Annotated in this window: 17 protein-coding genes; 12 read left to right on the plus strand and 5 right to left on the minus strand. The window is 72.4% G+C overall.

Going from position 1 to position 19,491, the window contains the following annotated elements; translation table 11 throughout:
- The first annotated feature begins 4 nt into the window (after positions 1-4).
- A complete protein-coding gene (locus DEJ46_RS37265; protein ID WP_411757849.1) occupies positions 5-934 on the plus strand; it encodes an ornithine cyclodeaminase family protein in 930 nt (309 codons plus the stop codon).
- 61 nt (positions 935-995) lie between these two features.
- On the opposite strand, the gene DEJ46_RS37270 is transcribed toward DEJ46_RS37265, so the two are convergent.
- From DEJ46_RS37270 to DEJ46_RS37290, 5 genes are read right to left on the minus strand one after another with little or no spacing between them, the layout of a single operon-like run.
- Entirely contained in the window at positions 996-2,012 is a 1,017-nt protein-coding gene (locus DEJ46_RS37270) for an ABC transporter ATP-binding protein (protein ID WP_150273489.1), read from the minus strand.
- Positions 2,009-3,013: an ABC transporter ATP-binding protein gene (locus DEJ46_RS37275; RefSeq protein WP_150273490.1), complete on the minus strand. Its 1,005-nt coding sequence runs from the start codon at positions 3,011-3,013 to the stop codon at positions 2,009-2,011. The genes DEJ46_RS37270 and DEJ46_RS37275 overlap by 4 nt, the downstream gene beginning before the upstream one ends.
- A complete protein-coding gene (locus DEJ46_RS37280; RefSeq protein ID WP_150273492.1) occupies positions 3,013-3,999 on the minus strand; it encodes an ABC transporter permease in 987 nt (328 codons plus the stop codon). Before DEJ46_RS37280 ends, DEJ46_RS37275 begins: the two co-directional genes overlap by 1 nt.
- Positions 3,996-4,943, minus strand: a complete 948-nt coding sequence (locus tag DEJ46_RS37285) for an ABC transporter permease (RefSeq protein ID WP_150273494.1) — start codon at positions 4,941-4,943, stop codon at positions 3,996-3,998. The genes DEJ46_RS37280 and DEJ46_RS37285 overlap by 4 nt, the downstream gene beginning before the upstream one ends.
- 20 nt (positions 4,944-4,963) lie before the next feature.
- Positions 4,964-6,709: an ABC transporter substrate-binding protein gene (locus DEJ46_RS37290; RefSeq protein ID WP_150273496.1), complete on the minus strand. Its 1,746-nt coding sequence runs from the start codon at positions 6,707-6,709 to the stop codon at positions 4,964-4,966.
- 199 nt (positions 6,710-6,908) lie between these two features.
- On the opposite strand from DEJ46_RS37290, the gene DEJ46_RS37295 reads away from it, so the two are divergent.
- From DEJ46_RS37295 to DEJ46_RS37350, 11 genes are all read left to right on the plus strand, one after another.
- On the plus strand, positions 6,909-8,108 hold the full coding sequence (locus DEJ46_RS37295; RefSeq protein ID WP_150273498.1) for an NAD(P)/FAD-dependent oxidoreductase: 1,200 nt from the start codon (positions 6,909-6,911) through the stop codon (positions 8,106-8,108).
- 62 nt (positions 8,109-8,170) lie between these two features.
- Positions 8,171-8,485, plus strand: a complete 315-nt coding sequence (locus tag DEJ46_RS37300; RefSeq protein WP_055645314.1) for a (2Fe-2S)-binding protein — start codon at positions 8,171-8,173, stop codon at positions 8,483-8,485.
- Positions 8,466-9,989: an NAD(P)/FAD-dependent oxidoreductase gene (locus DEJ46_RS37305; RefSeq protein ID WP_150273500.1), complete on the plus strand. Its 1,524-nt coding sequence runs from the start codon at positions 8,466-8,468 to the stop codon at positions 9,987-9,989. The genes DEJ46_RS37300 and DEJ46_RS37305 overlap by 20 nt, the downstream gene beginning before the upstream one ends.
- A 79-nt stretch (positions 9,990-10,068) precedes the next feature.
- Positions 10,069-10,977 (plus strand): dihydrodipicolinate synthase family protein, encoded by a 909-nt coding sequence (locus DEJ46_RS40330; protein WP_150273502.1) that lies wholly within the window; start codon positions 10,069-10,071, stop codon positions 10,975-10,977.
- A gap of 157 nt (positions 10,978-11,134) precedes the next feature.
- Positions 11,135-12,520 carry an aldehyde dehydrogenase family protein gene (locus tag DEJ46_RS37320; protein ID WP_150273506.1) on the plus strand — a complete coding sequence of 462 codons (1,386 nt, stop codon included), beginning with the start codon at positions 11,135-11,137 and terminating at the stop codon, positions 12,518-12,520.
- A 47-nt stretch (positions 12,521-12,567) separates the two neighbouring features.
- Positions 12,568-13,248 (plus strand): GntR family transcriptional regulator, encoded by a 681-nt coding sequence (locus DEJ46_RS37325; protein WP_150273507.1) that lies wholly within the window; start codon positions 12,568-12,570, stop codon positions 13,246-13,248.
- 99 nt (positions 13,249-13,347) lie between these two features.
- A complete protein-coding gene (locus DEJ46_RS37330) occupies positions 13,348-14,613 on the plus strand; it encodes an alpha/beta fold hydrolase (protein ID WP_150273509.1) in 1,266 nt (421 codons plus the stop codon).
- 288 nt (positions 14,614-14,901) lie between these two features.
- Positions 14,902-16,311 (plus strand): family 2B encapsulin nanocompartment shell protein, encoded by a 1,410-nt coding sequence (locus DEJ46_RS37335; protein WP_150273511.1) that lies wholly within the window; start codon positions 14,902-14,904, stop codon positions 16,309-16,311.
- Between the two features lie 113 nt (positions 16,312-16,424).
- On the plus strand, positions 16,425-17,717 hold the full coding sequence (locus tag DEJ46_RS37340) for a family 2 encapsulin nanocompartment cargo protein terpene cyclase (protein WP_150273513.1): 1,293 nt from the start codon (positions 16,425-16,427) through the stop codon (positions 17,715-17,717).
- A gap of 3 nt (positions 17,718-17,720) precedes the next feature.
- On the plus strand, positions 17,721-18,617 hold the full coding sequence (locus DEJ46_RS37345) for a geranyl diphosphate 2-C-methyltransferase (RefSeq protein WP_150273515.1): 897 nt from the start codon (positions 17,721-17,723) through the stop codon (positions 18,615-18,617).
- 143 nt (positions 18,618-18,760) lie between these two features.
- Positions 18,761-19,465, plus strand: coding sequence for a DUF2470 domain-containing protein (locus tag DEJ46_RS37350; protein ID WP_150273517.1), 705 nt, complete (start codon positions 18,761-18,763; stop codon positions 19,463-19,465).
- Positions 19,466-19,491: the final 26 nt, after the last annotated feature.

Below are 19,491 nucleotides of genomic sequence, written 5' to 3' on the forward strand. Positions count from 1 at the left end.
GCACCTGACCCAGATCGACGCCGCGGCCATCGCCCGCCTCCTGGGCCCGGCCGAGGCGATCGACGTCCTGGCCGAGGTCCTGCGCGCCGGACTCGACCCCGAGGAAGGACCGGCCCGCACCTCCGTCAGCGTCCCCGCCGGCGAACTCCTCCTCATGCCCGCCGCCTTCGGCCCGTACGCCGGAGTGAAGATCGCCGGCGTGGCCCCCGGCAACGCCGCCGCGGGCCTGCCCCGCATCACCGGCTCCTACCTGCTCCTCGACGGCGAGAACCTCCGCCCGCTCGCCCTCCTCGACGGCGCCGCCCTCACCGAACTGCGCACACCGGCCGTCTCCGCCCTCGCCGTACGCCACCTGACACCCGCCGACAAGCCGCTGCGCCTCGTGCTCTTCGGGACCGGCCCGCAGGCGTACGGGCACCTGGAGGCCGTCCTCGCCGTACGCCGGGTCGCCGAGGCGATCGTCGTCGGGCGCAACCAGATCGGCGCGCGCGCCCTCGCCGGGTACGCGCGCACGCTCGGCGTCCTCGCCAGGACCGGCACGCCCGACGACGTGGCCAAGGCGGACCTCGTCGTCTGCTGCACCACCGCGCGCGAGCCCCTCTTCGAGGGATCCCTCGTCGCCCCCGGCGCCACCGTCGTCGCCGTCGGCTCGCACGAACCGGACGCCCGGGAGGTCGACAGCGCGCTCGTGGCCCGGTCCGAGGTGTACGTCGAGGCGCGTGGCGCCGCCCTGCGCGAGGCCGGTGACCTGCTCGTCCCCACGGCCGAAGGGGCCATCGAGGAGGACCACGTCGTCGGCGGCATCGCCGACCTCGTGACCGGCCGCCGCACCCCCACCACCGAACGCCCGCGGTTCTTCAAGAGCGTCGGCATGGCCTGGGAGGACCTCGCCGTGGCCGGCGCGCTGTACACGGCGGCACTCGCCACGTCATGAGGACGGCCTCACGCCGAACGCCCCGGCCCCGCACACGCGGGACCGGGGCGTCTCGGCATGCTCAGGCGGCCTCGGGGAAGTGGCAGGCGACCTGGCGCGCCTCACCGGGGGAGGCGATCCGCAGCAGCGGTGCCTCCGTCCGGCAGATCTCCTGCGCCTTGGGACAGCGCGGGTGGAAGGTGCAGCCGGGCGGCGGAGCGGCCGGGCTCGGCGGGTCACCGAGCAGCGTGATCCGCTCCCGGGCCCGCTCCGCCGCCGGGTCGGGCAGCGGTACGGCGGAGAGCAGCGCCCGCGTGTAGGGGTGCGCGGGGGCCGCGTACACCCGCTCCTTCACCCCGATCTCCACGATCCGGCCGAGGTACATCACCGCGACCCGGTCGCAGACCCGCTTGACGACCGAGAGGTCGTGGGCGATGAAGAGGTAGGCGAGCCCCAGCTCGCGCTGGAGCCGTTCCATCAGATTGACGATCTGCGCCTGGACGGAGACGTCGAGCGCGGAGACGGGTTCGTCGGCGACGACGAGCCGCGGGCTCGTGGCCAGGGACCGGGCGATCCCGATGCGCTGCGCCTGTCCGCCGGAGAACTCGTGCGGATAGCGGTCGATGTGCTCCGGGATGAGCCCGACCAGATCCATCAGCTCCACCGCCCGTTTGCGGGCGTCGGCCGCCGAACTCCCCTGCACCATCAGCGGATCGGAGATGATCCGGGCCACGGTCTGGCGGGGGTTGAGCGAGGAGTGCGGGTCCTGGAAGACCATCTGGAGGTCGCGGCGGAGCGGCTTGAGCTCCCGCTGCGACAGGTGCGTGATGTCGTGCCCGTCGTACGAGACGGAGCCGGCGGTCGGCTCCAGGAGCCGCACGATCATGCGGCCGGTGGTCGACTTGCCGCAGCCGGACTCGCCGACGAGGCCGAGGGTCTCGCCCGCCGACACGTCGAAGTCGATGCCGTCGACGGCCCGGACGGGCGCCGAGCGGGCCCGGCGCCCCGGGAAGGTCATCGTCAGGTCCCGCACGCTGAGCAGGGGCGTGGACGTCGTGCTCGTGGCCGCGTCCGGGGTCGCGGTGGTGGTCGTGGTCATGAGGCGACGCCTTCGTACGCGGGGAAGTGGCAGGCGGCCGGATGCCCCTCCGGGCCGACGAGCAGCGGGCGTTCGCCCGCGCAGCGTGCCCGCTCCTCCTCGGAGCCGGCGGCCGCCCGGGGGCAGCGGGGCGCGAACGCGCAGCCGGGAGCGGGGTCGAGCAGGGACGGCGGGCTGCCCGGTATCGCCCGCAGCGGCGCGTCGTCGTCATCGTCGAGCCGGGGCAGCGAGTCGAGCAGACCGCGGGTGTAGGGGTGGGCGGGGGAGGCGAAGAGGGAGTCCACCGGGGCGTGTTCGGCCGCCCGGCCGCCGTACATCACCAGGACGTCGTGGGCCACGCGGGCGACCACGCCGAGATCGTGCGTGATCATGACGACGGCGAGTCCCCGTTCCTGCTGGATCCGGGCGATCAGCTCCAGGATCTGGGCCTGGACGGTGACGTCGAGTGCGGTGGTGGGTTCGTCGGCGATGAGAAGGTCGGGCTCGCAGGACAGGGCCATCGCGATCATCACGCGCTGGCGCATGCCGCCCGAGAACTGGTGGGGGTACTCACCTGCCCGGCGGCGTGGTTCGGGGATGCCGACCTCCCCGAGCGCCTCGACGGCCCGCTCGCGTGCGGCCGCCCGGCGGGAGCCGAAGTGGACCCGGTGATGCTCGGCGATCTGCTCCCCGACGGTGTAGTACGGGTGCAGGCTGGACAGCGGGTCCTGGAAGATCATGGCCATCCGCCGGCCGCGCAGCCCGTTGAGCTCGCGGTCGGACAGGCCGATCAGCTCGCGCCCGCCGAGGGTGACGGAGCCGGTGACCTCGGCGCCCGTGTGCAGGCCCATGACGGCGAGCGAGGTCACGGACTTGCCGGAGCCGGACTCGCCGACGATGACGAGGGTCCGGCCGGGCCGCACGTCGAACGCGAGCGAGTCGACGGCCCGGACCGGGCCGCGCTTCGTCGGGAAGGTGACCGTGAGGTCCCGTACCGACAGGAGGGGAGCAGGGTCGGCCATCAGTACCTCACTCGCGGGTCGACGACGGCGTACAGCAGGTCGACGGCCAGGTTGGCGACGACGATGAAGGTGGCGGCGAGCAGCGTGACCCCGAGGATGACGGGCTGGTCCCCGCTGGACAGGGCGCCGTAGAAGAGGCGGCCGATGCCGGGCAGCCCGAAGATGGACTCCGTGATCACGGCACCCGCGAGGAGTCCGCCCAGGTCCATGCCGAAGATGGTCAGGATCGGGGTCATCCCGGCGCGCAGCCCGTGCTTGACGACGACCGTGCGGCGGGGGAGACCCTTGGCGCGGGCGGTGCGGATGTACGGCTCCGCCATGGACTCGATCATCGAACTGCGGCTCTGCCGCGCGTACATCGCGGCGTACAAGATCGCGAGCGCGAGCCAGGGGAGCAGCAGGTTGGTGGCCCAGGACAGCGGGTCGTCGCCGAAGGCCACGTACTGCGGGTAGGGCAGCAGACCGGAGACCCGGATCAGTCCGAAGATCAGCAGGACCGAGGTGAAGTAGACGGGCAGCGAGGCCGCGGCGACCGCGCCGACCATCAGGGCCCGGTCGGTGAGCGTGTCCTTGTGGAGCGCGGCGGTGACGCCCGCGGTGAGCCCGAGGACCAGCCAGATCGCGGCGGCGCCCAGGGCCAGCGAGGCCGAGACGGGCAGCCGGTCCACGAGCAGGTCCCACACGCTCTGGCTGTTCTCGTACGAGTAGCCCAGACACGGGAAGTCGCAGGTCAGGGCGTACTGGCCGGTGCCCATCGTGCGGCCGGTGAAGATGCCGGTGACGAAGTCGGTGAACTGCCGCCACAGCGGGGCGTCGAGGCCCATGTTGGCGCGGATCGCCTCCAGCCGCTCGGTGCTGCAGGCCTTGCCGCAGGCGGCGGCGGCCGGGTCGGAGGGGAGGACGTAGAAGATGGTGAAGGTGACGGCGGCGATGGCGAGGAGGACGCCGAGGACGCCCAGGAGCCGGCGTCCGAGGTAGAGGATCACGAGCCGCTGCCTCTCGGGTCGAGGATGTCGCGCAGCGCGTCCCCGAGCAGGGTGAACGCGAGCACGGTCAGGAACAGACAGAGGCTCGGTACGAGGAAGTACATGGGGTCCGTGTCGTAGTACGCGACGCTCTCGGCGATCATCTGGCCCCAGGACGGGGTCGGCGGGCGCACACCGACGCCCAGATAGCTGAGGGCGGCCTCGGTGGCGATCATCCCGGGGATGATCAGCGTGGTGTACGCGATGACCGGCCCGGCGACGCCCGGCAGGATGTCGCGGGCGAGGATCCGCAGGGGGCCGGAGCCGCCGACGCGGGCGGCGTCGACGTACTCGCGGTGCTTGAGCGACAGGGTCTGGCCGCGGACGACCCGGGCGATGCCGGGCCAGCCGAAGAGGCCGATGACGACGGTCATCAGGAGGGTCCGGTTGACGTCCCGGGCCACCGACATCATCGCGATCATGAAGATGAGGGACGGGAAGGACATGGTGAGGTCCATCAGCCGGGACAGCACGGTGTCGGTGCGGCCGCCGAAGTAGCCCGCGGCGATGCCGGCCGCCGTCCCGGCGGCGACGACGATGGCCGTCGCCGCGAAGGCGATGAGCAGGGAGACCTGCCCGCCGTGCACGACCCGGGCGAACAGGTCGCGGCCGGTGACGGGTTCGACGCCGAGCCAGTGCTCGGCCGAGACGCCGCCGAGCGGTCCGATGGGCAGCCCGCCCAGGTACGGATCGACGGCGCTCTTGTCGAACTCCTCGGGGCCCCAGCCGCCCAGCGAGCCGATCAGCGGGGCGGCGACGGTCAGGAGCGCGAAGAGCCCGACCACCACGAGCGACAGTTTGACCGACGTGCGGCGGCGCAGCTCCGCGCGGGCGAGCTGCCACGGCCCGCTGCCCGCCCGGACGGGCGGGGAGGCGGAAGTGGCAGTGGACGTGGAGGTGGTCATGGTCGTGGTCGTTCCGGCCTTCAACGGGCGCTCTTCGCGGGGTCCTTGAGACCGACCGTCGCGAAGTCGATCTGGCCGCCGAAGGAGGTGTGGCCGAAGGCGCCGGCGATGTTGGTGCCGATCAGCAGGGGCTTGCGCTCGATGAGGGCGGGCGCGGTCGGGGCCTTGGCGAGGATCTGGGCGTCGAGCTCCCGCCAGGCCTTGTCGGCCTGCTGGGCGTCGGTCATCGCGGCGATCTCGTCCATGCGCTTCATCGTGGTGTCGTCACGGAAGAGGGAGTGGTTGCCGGAGTTGCCCTTCTCCTTGATGTAGCGGCCGTCGAAGACGAAGGGGAGGAAGGTCGAGCCGGAGGGGAAGTCAGGGCACCAGCCGGTGTAGGCGAGGTCCGTGCGGTTCTTGGTGTCGCCGATCGTGTCGTAGAAGGCGGACGGGTCGACGGTCTCGATGGTGACCTTGATCCCGGCGCGGCCCAGGGACTGCTGGATGGCCTCGCCGACGGCCTTGTCGCCGGTGGAGACGGTGAGGTTCGTGGAGATGCCGTCGGCCTTGCCCGCCTCCTTCAGCAGCTGCTTGGCCTTCTCGACGTCGCCGGTGAGCGGGATCTTCAGCGTGTCGGGCTGCTTGCCGCCGTGGAGGACGCCGGGCATGAGCGCGGTGGCCGGGTCGTTGAGCGCGGGGCCGCCGGAGGCGGTGAGGAGGGCCTCGCGGTCGAGCGCGTACTGCACGGCCTGGCGGACCTTCACGTCGTCGAACGGCGCGCGGCCGGTGTGCATCTGGACCATCTCGGTGCAGTTGGTCGTCTCGGCGAGCAGACGTGCCTTGACGTCGGGCTTGGTGAGCACCTTGGGGGTGGACTCGGGGCGGAGCGAGGCCCAGGCGACCGCGGAGGCGTCGGCGCCGGCGGAGGCGATGAGGCGGTCGTCGACCTGGTTGGCCTTGAGGCCCATCGTGACGACGATCCGGTCCGGGTAGGCCTTGCGGACGGTGTCGGTCGAGGCGCTCCAGTGGGTGTTGCGCACGAGGACGATCTGCTTGTCCCGGGCGTACGTCTCGATCTTGTACGGGCCGGAGGAGAAGGGCCGGTTGTCGTACTGCGGGCCCTTGTCCTGGGACTTGGGCACGGGGCTGAAGGTGGGCAGCACGGTCGCGTAGGGGAACTCGGCGAAGGGCTTGCGGAGCTCGAAGACGATCGTGCGGTCGTCCGGGGTCTTCACGGAGTCGAGATGCTTGCCCTGCGCCGGGCCCTTGTAGCCCTCGGCGCCGACGAGGTAGCGGGCCGCGTAGTCGGGCCCGCCGGGCAGGTCGGGGGAGAAGGACCGCTCCACGTTGTACTTGACGTCCTGGGCGGTGATCGGGGTGCCGTCCTCGTACTTGAGGCCCGGCTTGAGCTTGAAGGTCCAGGTCTTGGCGCCGTTGGAGGAGACGCCGAGGTCCTCGGCGAGGTCCGTGGTGAGCTCCCCGCCCTTCGCGCCCGGCTCGGCCTTGTACGTCAGGAGGGTGCGGTAGAGCAGGCGCGTGCCGAAGTCCATGTCGCCCATGACCCAGTTGCGGGCCGGGTCGAGGTGGGTGAAGTCCTGGTTGGACAGGATGGTCAGCGTGCCGCCCTTCTGCGGAGTGCCGCCGACCACCGCGCCGTTGTTGGAGGTCGCGGGGTTCTTGCCGCGGTCCCGGGAGCCGTCGGACTTCTTGCCGTCGGCACAGCCGGTCGCGCCGAGGGCGAGGGCCGTCACCAGAGCGGTGGCCAGGGTGTAGGTGCGCTTGTTCATAGGTCACTCCGAGAGAGCGGTCGAGCATCCCGATGGCTGGAATGTGACCTGTAACATAGTAATGTGAAATTGCACTGACAAGGTATCGGGCGGTCCGTTACTCATCCGTGTCCGGGAGGCACTCAGGAGAGTGCCCCTCGACTGGAATGCTCCGTTTCGGGGTCTTGGCAACTCCAGTGCAATGTGAAATATTACTGACGTGCCCACGAGAAAACCCTCGGATGTCATCGTCGTCGGCGCCGGCGTCGTCGGCGCGGCCTGCGCCTACTACGCCGCCCAAGCCGGCCTCTCCGTCACCGTCGTCGACCGCGGTTCCGTCGCGGGCGGGACGACGGGGGCCGGCGAGGGAAACCTCCTCGTCTCCGACAAGGAGCCGGGACCGGAGCTCGAACTCGCCCTCCTCGCCAACACCCTGTGGCGGGAGCTGGCGGACGTGCTCCCGCCGCACGTCGAGTACGAGGCCAAGGGAGGTCTCGTGGTCGCCTCCGACGAGTCGGGGATGCGCGCCCTGCGCGACTTCGCGGCCCGACAGGAGGAGGCGGGCGTCACCGCCCAGGAGGTTCCCGGGGACCGGCTCCACGATCTGGAGCCCCACCTCGCTCCTGGCCTCGCCGGAGGATTCCTCTATCCGCAGGACTCCCAGGTGATGCCCGCCCACGCCGCCGCCCAGCTGCTGCGCGCCGCCGGAGACCGCGTCCGGCTGCGTCTGGGCGAGGAGGTCACCGGCCTCCTCACCGGCGCCGCCGGCGAGATCCGCGGCGTGCGGACCGCCGCCGGAGAGCTCCACGCCCCGTACGTGGTCAACGCCGCCGGCACCTGGGGCGGCGCCCTCGCCGAACTCGCGGGCGTCCACCTTCCCGTGATGCCCCGCAGGGGCTTCGTGCTCGTCACCGAACCCCTGCCGCGCGTGGTGCGCCACAAGGTGTACGCCGCCGACTACGTGGCCGACGTGGCCAGCGGCTCGGCCGCCCTCCAGACCTCGGCGGTCGTCGAGGGCACCCCGGCGGGACCGGTCCTCATCGGCGCCAGCCGGGAGCGGGTCGGCTTCGACCGCACCCTCTCCGTCGAGGTCCTGCGCCGGCTCGCCGCCGGGGCCACCGGCCTCTTCCCGGTCCTCGGCACCGTACGGGCCATGCGGACCTATCCGGGCTTCCGGCCGTATCTGCCGGACCACCTGCCCGCGATCGGGCCCGACCCGCGCGTCCACGGGCTGCTGCACGCCTGCGGCCACGAAGGGGCGGGGATCGGCCTCGCGCCGGTGACCGGACAGATCATCGCCCTCTGCCTGACGAACGGCGAAGTTCCCCTCGACATCGCCCCGTTCCGCCCGGACCGGTTCGGCACTCCTGAACCCGCGCCCGCGCCCGACTCCGTACCCGACCCCGCCCCGACACTCTGACGCGCGCCCGAACCGCCGTCGTCACCGCCAGCTTCACCTTGACCTTCACGAGAGGAGGGCCCGTGGCCCGCACGCCCGCCGACCTGGTCGGGGCACAGCCCGATCCGCCGTTCGAGATCACCTTCGACGGCCGGAGCGTCACCGCCCTGCCCGGCCAGACCGTCGCCGCCGCCCTCTGGGGGGCCGGCATCCTGGCCTGGCGCACCACCCGGGAAGGGGGGCGGCCGCGCGGCGCGTTCTGCGGCATCGGCCAGTGCTACGACTGCCTCGCCACCGTCAACGGCGAGCCCAACCGGCGCGCCTGCCTGGTCCCCGCCCGCCCCGGCGACGCGATCACCACCCAGGAAGGGCACGGCCATGACCGCCTCGCCGTCTGAACCGTACGACCTGGCGGTCGTCGGCGCGGGTTCCGCGGGTCTCGCCGGTGCCGTCACCGCCTCCGAACTGGGGCTCTCCGTCGCTCTGCTGGACTCCTCCCCCCAGTCCGGCGGACAGTTCTACCGGCACCCCGCGCCCGCCCTGGGTGCGGTACGTCCCGAGGCCCTGCACCACGACTGGTCCGCCTTCTCCGACCTGCGGCGCAGGCTCGGAGCGAGCACGGTCGACCACCTGACGGGGCACCACGTGTGGACCGTCACAAAGGAGTCCGGCGAGTCCGGCGAGGACGGCGGGGACGGCGGGGACGGCGACACCGGAGAGGGCTGGACGGTCCACGCGATCACCGGCGCCGACGGCACCGAGGAGCGGCCCGTCCGGATCAGGGCCCGTGCGGTGCTCCTCGCCACCGGCGCCTACGAGCGCCAACTCCCCTTTCCCGGCTGGACCCTGCCCGGCGTCGTCGGCGCGGGCGGGGCGCAGGCCATGCTCAAGTCCGGGCTCGTGCTGCCCGGACGGCGCATCGTCGTGGCCGGCAGCGGCCCTCTGCTGCTCGCCGTCGCGTCCTCGCTCGCCGCGGCGGGCGCGCGGGTCCCGGCCGTGGTCGAGGCCGCTGGCTATCTGCGGTACGCCCGCAGCCCCCGCGCGCTCGTGACCAATCCGGCGAAGGCCGCCGAAGCCCTGGTGCACGGGACCGCACTGCTCAGGCACCGCGTGCGGGTGCTGCCGCGCAGTGCGGTCACCGAGGTCCACGGCGCCGACCGGGTGGAGGCCGTCACGGTCAGCCGCCTGGACGGCGACTGGGCGCCGGTACCGGGGACCGGTCGCAGGATCGCCTGCGACGCGCTCGCCGTCGGGCACGGCCTCGTGCCCCAGATCGAGCTGGCCACCGCCCTCGGCTGTGCCACTCGCGCGCTGCCCGACGGAACCCTGGGGCTCGCCCTGAGCGAGCTCCAGGAGACCTCGGTGGCCGGTCTGTGGGCGGCGGGTGAGGCCGGCGGCGTGGGAGGCGCCGAACTCGCCCGCACCGAGGGCGAGCTGGCGGGCCGGGCGATCGCCGCCCGGCTGCGCGGCCGCCGCGCCGACCCGGCCCCGGACCGGGGCGTGGGCCCGGGCCGGGCCGGCGAACTCCGGCGCCGCCGCGACCGGATGCGGGCCTTCGCGGACGTCATGTCCGCGGCGCACGCACCGGGCCCCGGCTGGCCCGCGTGGCTGGAGGACGAGACGGACGTGTGCCGCTGCGAGGAGGTGACCGCGGGGCGTGTGCGCGAGGCGGTCAGCGACCTCGGGGCGCGGGACGCGCGGACCGTCAAGCTCCTCACGCGAGCCGGCATGGGGTGGTGCCAGGGGCGGATGTGCGGGACGGCCGTGGCATGCCTCGCGGCGCGCGGCGACACCCCCGAACCGCCCGCGGAGCGGCGGCCGTTCGCCGTCCCCGTACCCCTCGCGACGCTCGCCGCGCTGGACGAGCAGGCAGTCGAGCCGGCAGCCGAGCAGGCCCCCTAGAACCACGGGGGAGAGGCCCACGAGGCCTCTCTTCTTTCCTTCTCTATAAAATGTCACACATTACAGAAAGGTCGTTGACATGACCGCCACCACCTGGAACACCGACCGGCCCTGGCGCGGCATCATGGTCGCCACCACCCTCCCCTTCCGCGACGACCTGTCCGTCGACCACGACGCGTACGCGGAGCACGTGGCCTGGCTGATCGCCAACGGCTGCGACGGTGTCGTCCCCAACGGCTCCCTCGGCGAGTACCAGACCCTCACCGACGCGGAGCGCGCCCAGGTCGTCCGTACCGCCGTCGCCGCCGCCGGTGACGGGGCGCGGGTCATGCCGGGTGTCGCCGCCTACGGCAGCGCCGAGTCCCGGCGCTGGGCCGAGCAGGCGGCCGAGGCCGGTGCCGGATCCGTCCTGCTCCTGCCGCCCAACGCGTACCGCGCCGAACCGGCCGCCGTGCGCGCCCACTACAGCGAGGTCGCCAGGGCCGGTGTCCCGATCGTCGCCTACAACAACCCGATCGACACCAAGGTCGACCTCACCCCCGACCTCCTGGCGCGCCTGCACCGCGACGGCAGCATCGTCGCGGTCAAGGAGTTCAGCGGCGACGTCCGCAGGGCGTACGAGATCGGCGAGCTCGCCCCGGAGCTGGACCTCCTGATCGGCGCCGACGACGTCCTCCTGGAGCTCGCCGTCGCGGGGGCGGTCGGCTGGATCGCCGGATACCCGAACGCCTTCCCCGCGAGCTGCGCCGAGCTCTACCACGCGGCCGTCGCGGGCGACCTGGCCACCGCCGTGCCGCTCTACAAGTCCCTGCACTCCCTGCTGCGCTGGGACTCGAAGACCGAGTTCGTCCAGTCCATCAAGCTCTCCATGGACATCGCCGGCCGCCAGGGCGGACCGACCCGTCCCCCGCGCCACCCGCTCACCGGCGCGATCGAGGCCGGCGTGCGGACCGCCACCGAGAAGGCCGTCGCCGACGGCCACCGCTGACCGAGACCGAGACCGAGGCCAATACCGAGACGACCGAGACCGAGACAGAGATCGGGACGGTGCCGGTCGTCGAGCCGGTCACCGGCCCGGCCCGGCCCTCCGGCACCGCGCAGTACCTCCTCGACCCGGACGACCCCTTCCCCGGAGGCTTCCTCCCGTGACCGACACCCACCCCACCCTCACCTCCCGCAACCCGGCCGACCCGGCCGACGTGCTCCTGCAGATCCCGGCCCCCGGAGCCTTCGCCGCGGTCGACACCGTCGAGCGGGCCCGCGCCGCCCAGCCCGGCTGGCTGCTCGCCGGGGCCGCCGCCCGCTCGGCCGCCCTCGGCGCCGTCGCCGCCGCCGTCGAGGCCGCGGCCGACGAACTGGCCGCGCTCGCCGTACGCGAGGTGGGCAAGCCGCTCGCCGAGGCCAGGGCAGAGGTCGCCCGTACCGTCGCCATCTGGCGCTACTACGCCCAGGCGCCCTTCGAGCCCACCGGAGCGGTCCACGAGACCGCGGCGGGCCCCGGGCTGCTCCTGACCCGCCGCCGACCGCACGGGGTGGCCGGGCTCATCACCCCCTGGAACTTCCCCTTCGCCATCCCGACCTGGAAGGCCGCCCCGGCGCTCGCCACCGGGAACACGGTCGTCCTCAAGCCCGCCCCCGAAGCCACGGCGTGCGCCCAGCGCCTCGGCGAGATCGTCCAGCGGGCGCTGCCCGAGGCGGTGTTCACCGTGGTGCCCGGCGGTGCGACCGAGGGCAACGCGCTCGTCTCCGCCGCCGACGTCGTCTCCTTCACCGGCTCCACCCCCGTCGGCCAGGCCGTCGCCCGGGCCGCGACAGCCCGGGGCATCCCGATGCAGGCGGAGATGGGCGGTCTCAACGCGGCGCTCGTCCTGCCGGACGCGGACATCGAACAGGCCGCCGCCCACATCGCCGCCGCCGTCTCCGGGTACGCCGGCCAGAAGTGCACCGCCACCAGCCGGGTCATCGCCGTCGGCGCCGCGCTCGACCCGCTCCGCGAGGCCCTCTCCGAAGCACTGCGGGCCGTCCCCGTCGGCGACCCCGCCGACCCGGCCACCGTGTGCGGGCCCCTCATCCACGAGCACGCACGCGACCAGGTCGGCGAGGCCTGCCGGGGGCTCTCCGTCCTCGCGGGCGGCACCGTGCCCGACCGGTCCGGCTGGTACGCGGCCCCGACCCTGGTGGAGAAGGTCTCCCCGGGACACCGGCTGCTGCGCGAAGAGGTCTTCGGCCCGGTCGCGTCCCTGCTCGCCGCGGAGGACCTGGCCCACGCGATCCGGATCACCAACTCCGTACCGTACGGTCTGGTCACCTCGGTCCACACCGCAGACCTGAACACCGCGCTGACGGGCCTCGACCTGCTCGACACCGGCATGATCCGGCTCAACGCCCCCTCCACCGGAGTCGACTTCCACCTGCCCTTCGGCGGCTCCAAGGCGTCCAGTCACGGGCCGCGCGAGCAGGGCGCGGCGGCCCTCGACTTCTACACGTCGAGCCGGACCTACACGCTGGCACCCGCGGGCCCCGCGGCGTGACATCGTACGGTGGTGATGTCAACCGGAACGAAGGGATCACCACCGTCATGGGGCACCTGACCCACCGCGACCTCAACGCCTCCCGGGAGCGGCTGCGCGACCAGGTCGCCCATGCCCTGCGCGCCGCCCTGATCTCGGGCGAGCTCCGCCCGGGGGTGGTGTACTCGGCGCCGACCCTCGCCGAGGACTTCGGGATCTCCGCCACCCCGGTCCGCGAGGCGATGCTCGACCTGGCCCGCGAAGGCCTGGTCGAGCCCGTCCGCAACAAGGGCTTCCGGGTCACCGAGGTCGACGAGCGCGACCTCGACCAGTACACCGAGATCCGTGCGCTCATCGAGATCCCGATGGTCGGCAGGATCACCCGGATCGCCGCCCGCGAGGACCTGGAGGCGCTGCGACCGGTCGCCGAGGACATCGTGCGCGCCGCCCGCGAGCACGACCTCATCGGCTACCTGGAGGCCGACCGCCTGTTCCACCTCACCCTGCTCGGCCTCGCGGGCAACGAACGGCTGGTCGAGACCGTCGGCGACCTGCGCAAGCGGTCCCGCCTGTACGGGCTCACCGCCCTGGACGAGAGCGGCGACCTCGTCCCCTCGGCCGAGGAGCACCTGGAGCTGCTCGACCTGATGCTCGCCGGCGACGCCAAGGGCGCGGAGAAGTGCATGACGCGCCACCTCGGCCACGTCCGCTCCCTCTGGGCCAAGGGCGACCGTCCGACCGGGAAGTAGCGGCACCGGCCGGAGGTGGCTCCCTTCGACGGGCGGACGACGGTCACCCTCGATGCAATGTCACATCCGACCGGCCGTCCGCGGCCGTGGAAGGAAGCCATGAACCCCGCCTACGCGACCGTCGACCACACCTTCACCGTCCCCCTGGACCACCGGGCGCCCGACGGCCCCACCATCGAGGTGTTCGCCCGGGAGGTCGCCGACCCCGCCCGCGCCGGCGAGCAACTCCCGTGGCTGCTCTACCTCCAGGGCGGACCCGGCGGCAAGTCGCCCCGCCCGTCGGCCGGTTCGCCGGGCTGGCTGGCCCAGGCGCTGAGGACCCACCGTGTGCTGCTCCTCGACCAGCGCGGCACCGGCCGCTCCACCCCGGTCACCGCGAGGTCCGCCGCCCGGTTCGCCTCACCCGAGCGCCTCGCCGGCCACCTCGCCCACTTCCGGGCCGACGCGATCGTCGCCGACGCCGAGCTGATCCGCCGCGAACTCTGCGGCGACACCCCCTGGGAGACCCTCGGTCAGAGCTACGGCGGCTTCATCACCCTCACGTACCTCTCCCAGGCGCCCGAGGGGCTGCGCGGCTGCTACGTCACCGGCGGCCTGCCCGGCCTCACCGCCACCGCCGACGACGTGTACGCCCACACCTACCCCCGCGTCCGCGACCGCGTCCTCGACCTCTACGCCCGCTACCCCGAGGACGCCCCCCGCCTCCGGAAGATCGCCGACCTCCTCGCGGCCGAAGACGTCCGTCTCCCGAACGGCGACCGCCTCACCCCGCACCGCCTGCGCACCCTCGGACTCGCGCTCGGCATGGGTGACGGCTTCGAGCGCGTCCACTGGCTCCTCGACGAAGCCATCGGCGAGGACGGCGAGTTGAGCGACACCTTCCTCCACCAGGTGATGACTCTGACCGGCTTCACCGACAACCCGCTCTTCGCCGTCATGCAGGAGTCGCTGTACGGACAGGGAGCGGGCCCGACCGACTGGGCGGCCGCCCGCGCCCTGGCCGGCCTCCCCGAGTTCGCGGAGGATGCCGACCCTCTGCTGCTCACCGGCGAGATGATGTACCCCTGGATGTTCCGGGAGATCGCGGGCCTGCGCCCCTTCGCCGACGCCGCCGACCTGCTCGCCGCGCGCACCGACTGGCCGCCCCTCTACGACCTCGCTCGCCTCGCCGTCAACGAGGTCCCGCTCGCCGCGGTCGTCTACCACGACGACATGTACGTCGACGCGGGCATCTCCCTCGCCACCGCCCGCCGGATCGGCGCCTCCCGCGTCTGGGTCACCAACGAGTGGGAACACGACGGCGTCGCCGCCTCCGGTGGCCGAGTCCTCGCCCGCCTGATGGACCTGGCCGCCGGCCGCGCATAGCCCCTGACCCGCGTCGCAGCCCTCCCGCTCCCGCCCCACGGAGCCGGAGGGCTTTCGCATACCCCGAGGAACGTGGCCGGAAACCGTCGACAGCCCGGTTAAACCTCACGCGAAGCAAGATCACTGTTTCTGGGTAATGCCCTCGAACTGGTGGGGTGAACGGGGCTTACCGGCCGTTACTGTTCCCCGGGATCTGGACGAATTCCCAGAGATTGACCCTCTATTTCCTCTTTCACCGGCGGTGTCCCGTACTCCGACCGTCGTCCACCCGAAGGAGAGCTCGCCCCGATGACCGTTGAGACCGGCCCGGAAGCGCAGGTGGAGCCGCCCAGGCAGTCCAGCCTGAGCACCGCGGCCGCCCGCAACCTCGCCACCACGACCAAGTCCACCCCGCAGATGCAGGAGATCTCCTCCCGCTGGCTGCTCCGGATGCTCCCCTGGGTGGAGACGAAGGGCGGCGCCTACCGGGTGAACCGCCGACTGAGCTACACCGTCGGCGACGGCCGCATCGAGTTCGTCCAGGACGGCTCCCGCGTCCGCGTGATCCCCCAGGAACTGGGCGAACTGGCCCTGCTGCGCGGCTTCGACGACGTCGAGGTGCTCACCGCGATCGCCGACCGCTGCGTCCAGCGCGACTTCCGCGCCGGCGAGGTACTGGCCGAGCGCGGCACCCCCGCCGAGCAGATCCACCTGATCGCCCACGGCCGGATCAACCAGACCTCCGTCGGCAAGTACGGCGACGAGGTCGCGGTCTCCGTCCTCGCCGACGGCGACCGCCTCGGCGAGAACGCCCTCCTGGACGCCGACGCCAGGTGGGACTACACCGCCACCGCCGAGACCGCCGGCACCCTGCTCACCCTGTCCCGCGCCGACTTCGCCTCGATCGTGGACTCCGCGCCCGCCCTCCGGGCGCACCTCGACGGGTTCAGCTCGCTTCCCCAGCAGCGGCAGAACCGTCACGGCGAGGCCGAGATCGCGATGTCCGCCGGCCACGTCGGCGAGGTCGCGCTGCCCGGCGCCTTCGTGGACTACGAGCTCAAGCCGCGCGAGTACGAACTCTCCGTCGCCCAGACCGTCCTCAAGGTCCACACCCGGGTCGCCGACCTCTACAACGGCCCGATGAACCAGACGGAGCAGCAGCTCAAGCTCACCATCGAGGCCCTGCGCGAGCGCCAGGAGCACGAGCTCATCAACCACCCGGAGTTCGGCCTCCTGCACAACGCCGACTTCAAGCAGCGGATCCAGACCCACTCGGGCCCGCCCACTCCGGACGACCTCGACGAGCTGCTCACCCGCCGTCGCGGCACCAAGCTCTTCCTCGCCCACCCCCGGACGATCGCGGCCATCGGCCGCGAATGGAACCGGGCCGGGCTCTATCCGGACACGGTCCTCCTCGACGGGCACCAGGTCCCGTCCTGGCGCGGGGTCCCGATCCTGCCCTGCAACAAGATCCCCATCAGCAAGGAGAACACCAGCTCGATCCTCGCCATGCGTCTCGGCGAGGACAACCAGGGCGTCATCGGCCTCCGCCAGACCGGCCTGCCGGAGGAGTACGAGCCGGGCCTGTCCGTGCGGTTCATGGGGATCAGCGAGCAGGCGATCATGTCGTACCTGGTCACCACGTACTACTCGGCCGCGATCCTCGTGCCCAACGCGCTCGGAGTCCTGGAGAACGTGCAGATCGCCCGCAGGCGCTGACCCGCCCCGGAGCCGCACCCGTCCGGACGACGCCATCGCCCGGCCCCTTCCGGGCCGGGCGGCCATGCCCGGGATCCGGGACGAACCACCCCACCCCCTTCAAGGAGTCACGGATGCCCGAGCCCGGGCTTTCCCCTCTGCAGTCGAGCCTGCCCAGCGCAGCGGCCCACTTCGGGGCCCACGTCCTCACCCAGGCCGGCTCCGTCGGCGTCGAAGCGGTCGACACCGCGCCGTCCACCGTCCCCGTTCCGGCGGAGGTGGCGGAGCCCGCGCCGGTGCCCGTGTCGGCGCCGGAGCCGGGTCCCGGCCTCGGCCGGGTCCTCCGCGGGCCCAGCGGCCTCGGCACAGCGGCTCTGAGTCTGGCCCGGCCCGTGGCGCCGCCCGTCGTGGAGGCGCCGGTCACGGCGGCCCCCGCGGCACCGGTCGACGCCCTGCACATCCCGGGCCTCTACTACCACCCGGTGGTCGAGCCCGATCCGGTGCGGGTGGAGGAGCTCAGCCGCCGGATCAAGGACTGGGCGCTGAACGAGGTGCAGCTGTACCCCGAGGAGTGGGAGGGCCAGTTCGACGGCTTCTCCGTCGGGAAGTACATGGTCGCCTGCCACCCGGACGCCCCGAGCATCGAGCACCTGATGGTGGCCGCGCGCCTGATGGTCGCCGAGAACGCGGTCGACGACTGCTACTGCGAGGACCACGGGGGCTCGCCCGTCGGACTCGGCGGTCGCCTCCTCCTCGCGCACACCGCCCTCGACCCCCTGCACACGACGGCGGAGTACCAGCCGCAGTGGGCGCAGTCGCTCCACGAGGACGCCCCGCGGCGCTCGTACCGCTCGGCCATGGAGTACTTCGTCCGGCAGGCCACGCCCTCCCAGGCCGACCGGTTCCGCCACGACATGGCCCGCCTCCACCTCGGTTACCTCGCGGAGGGCGCCTGGGCCGAGACCGACCACACCCCCGAGGTGTGGGAGTACCTGGTGATGCGGCAGTTCAACAACTTCCGGCCGTGTCCCACCATCACCGACACCGTCGGTGGCTACGAACTCCCGGCGGACCTGCACGCCCAGCCCGCCATGCAGCGGGTGCTCGCTCTCGCCGGAAACGCGTGCACCATCGTCAACGACCTTTACTCGTACACCAAGGAACTCGCCAGCCCCGGCCGGCACTTGAACCTGCCCGTGGTGCTCGCCGACCGGGAGAACCTCTCGGACCAGGACGGCTACCTCAAGGCGGTCGAGGTCCACAACGACCTCATGCGCGACTTCGAGTCCGAGGCCGCCGCCCTCGCCGCCGCCTGTCCCGTCCCCAGCGTGCTGCGCTTCCTGCGGGGAGTCGCCGTATGGGTCGACGGCAACCACTACTGGCACCAGACCAACACCTTCCGCTACAGCCTGCCCGATTTCTGGTAAGAAATGGAAAACCTTGTGACCAGCACCGAGCTCACCTCCGCCAACGCCACTTCCGCGTTCGTTCCGGCTCCGGCGTCGCCCTACCAGAGCGACATCGCCCGTTACTGGAACCAGGAGGCCAGGCCCGTGAACCTGCGCCTCGGCGACGTCGACGGGCTCTACCACCACCACTACGGCATCGGCGACATCGACCACGCCGCCCTCGGAGACACCGAGGACAGCGAGTACGAGAAGAAGCTGATCGCCGAGCTGCACCGCCTCGAGTCCGCGCAGGCCGAGGTCCTCCTCGACCACCTCGGCGCCATCACGCGGGACGACACGCTCGTCGACGCCGGCTGCGGCCGCGGCGGTTCGAGCGTCATGGCCCACCAGCGCTTCGGCTGCAAGGTCGAGGGCGTCACCCTCTCCTCCACGCAGGCCGAGTTCGGCAACCGGCGCGCGAAGGAGCTCGGCATCGACGACCACGTCCGTGCCCAGGTCTGCAACATGCTCGACACCCCGTTCGAGAAGGGCAGCATCGCCGCCTCGTGGAACAACGAGTCGAGCATGTACGTCGACCTGGACGACCTCTTCGCCGAGCACTCCCGCTTCCTCAAGGTCGGCGGCCGCTACGTGACCATCACGGGCTGCTGGAACCCGCGGTACGGCCAGCCCTCGAAGTGGGTCTCGCAGATCAACGCGCACTTCGAGTGCAACATCCACTCCCGCCGTGAGTACCTCCGCGCCATGGCCGACAACCGGCTCGTCCCGCAGGCGGTCGTCGACCTGACGCCCGCGACCCTGCCCTACTGGGAGCTGCGGGCCACCTCCTCGCTGGTCACCGGGATCGAGGAGGCGTTCATCGAGTCGTACAAGGACGGCTCCTTCCAGTACGTGCTGATCGCGGCCGACCGCGTCTGACCTCCGGTCCCCGCCGGAGAGGGCCGGGCCCGTCACCCGACGGGCCCGGCCCTGCGTCTTCCAAGAAGCCCGAGAATGGGTTAGGTTAGGCTTGCCTAAGTAACGACTTGGGTATCTCCTCACCTTGCCCCTGGAGAGCTCGGATGCGCCCCTTCAGTTCCCCCGTCGCCCAGCCCACCCCCGCGGAACGCGTGCGCTCCATCCTGGCCTCCGCGCACTCGATGACGGTCGTGGCCGACGGACGCCGTCAGGAGGTCCACCTCCTGGACGGGACGGGACCGATGGGCCACATCCACCTCCACGACCCGTCCGAGGGCGTCCACGACGGCCGCGACGCACGGATCCCCGTACGTCTGGAGCTCACGGACATCGCCCCCACCGCCGTACGCGAACGCGTGCGGGCGCGCGTCACCCTCACCGGGCTGCTGGGCGCCGAGTACGCGCACGACGCCGCCGAGAGCACCTGTCTGGAGTTCGGCCAGGCACTCCTCGAAGACGCCCAGGGGCGGACGTACGTCACCCTGGACGCCCTCCACGAGGCGGACGCCGACCCCATCGCCTCCCGCGAGTCGGCCATGCTCACCCACCTCGTCGACAGCCACGCCGAACTCGTCCCGCTGCTCCTGCGCCTCGTCCGGCCGCGCCCCGAGCGCCGCATGCTCCGCGTCCTGCCGGTCGCCCTGGACCGCTACGGAGTCACGCTGCGCCTGGAGTACCCCACGGGCCACCAGGATGCCCGCCTGCCCTTCCCCACCGCCGTCACCCACATCGACGAGGCCGGCCCCCGGATCCACGCCCTCTTCGCCGCTGCGCGACGCTCCTCGCACCCCAACAGCCTGCTGACCTGAGGTCCCGAGCGCCCCGGGCGAACTCC

The sequence above is a fragment of the Streptomyces venezuelae genome, from assembly GCF_008642375.1.
GTDB lineage: Bacteria > Actinomycetota > Actinomycetes > Streptomycetales > Streptomycetaceae > Streptomyces > Streptomyces venezuelae_G.

Coding starts and splice junctions, on each gene's coding strand:
- DEJ46_RS37270 (WP_150273489.1), bottom strand. CDS start 2,012: ATGACCACGACCACCACCGCGACCCCGGACGCGGCCACGAGCACGACG.
- DEJ46_RS37275 (WP_150273490.1), bottom strand. CDS start 3,013: ATGGCCGACCCTGCTCCCCTCCTGTCGGTACGGGACCTCACGGTCACC.
- DEJ46_RS37285 (WP_150273494.1), bottom strand. CDS start 4,943: ATGACCACCTCCACGTCCACTGCCACTTCCGCCTCCCCGCCCGTCCGG.
- DEJ46_RS37290 (WP_150273496.1), bottom strand. CDS start 6,709: ATGAACAAGCGCACCTACACCCTGGCCACCGCTCTGGTGACGGCCCTC.
- DEJ46_RS37305 (WP_150273500.1), top strand. CDS start 8,466: ATGACCGCCTCGCCGTCTGAACCGTACGACCTGGCGGTCGTCGGCGCG.
- DEJ46_RS40330 (WP_150273502.1), top strand. CDS start 10,069: ATGACCGCCACCACCTGGAACACCGACCGGCCCTGGCGCGGCATCATG.
- DEJ46_RS37325 (WP_150273507.1), top strand. CDS start 12,568: ATGGGGCACCTGACCCACCGCGACCTCAACGCCTCCCGGGAGCGGCTG.
- DEJ46_RS37330 (WP_150273509.1), top strand. CDS start 13,348: ATGAACCCCGCCTACGCGACCGTCGACCACACCTTCACCGTCCCCCTG.
- DEJ46_RS37335 (WP_150273511.1), top strand. CDS start 14,902: ATGACCGTTGAGACCGGCCCGGAAGCGCAGGTGGAGCCGCCCAGGCAG.
- DEJ46_RS37340 (WP_150273513.1), top strand. CDS start 16,425: ATGCCCGAGCCCGGGCTTTCCCCTCTGCAGTCGAGCCTGCCCAGCGCA.
- DEJ46_RS37345 (WP_150273515.1), top strand. CDS start 17,721: ATGGAAAACCTTGTGACCAGCACCGAGCTCACCTCCGCCAACGCCACT.
- DEJ46_RS37350 (WP_150273517.1), top strand. CDS start 18,761: ATGCGCCCCTTCAGTTCCCCCGTCGCCCAGCCCACCCCCGCGGAACGC.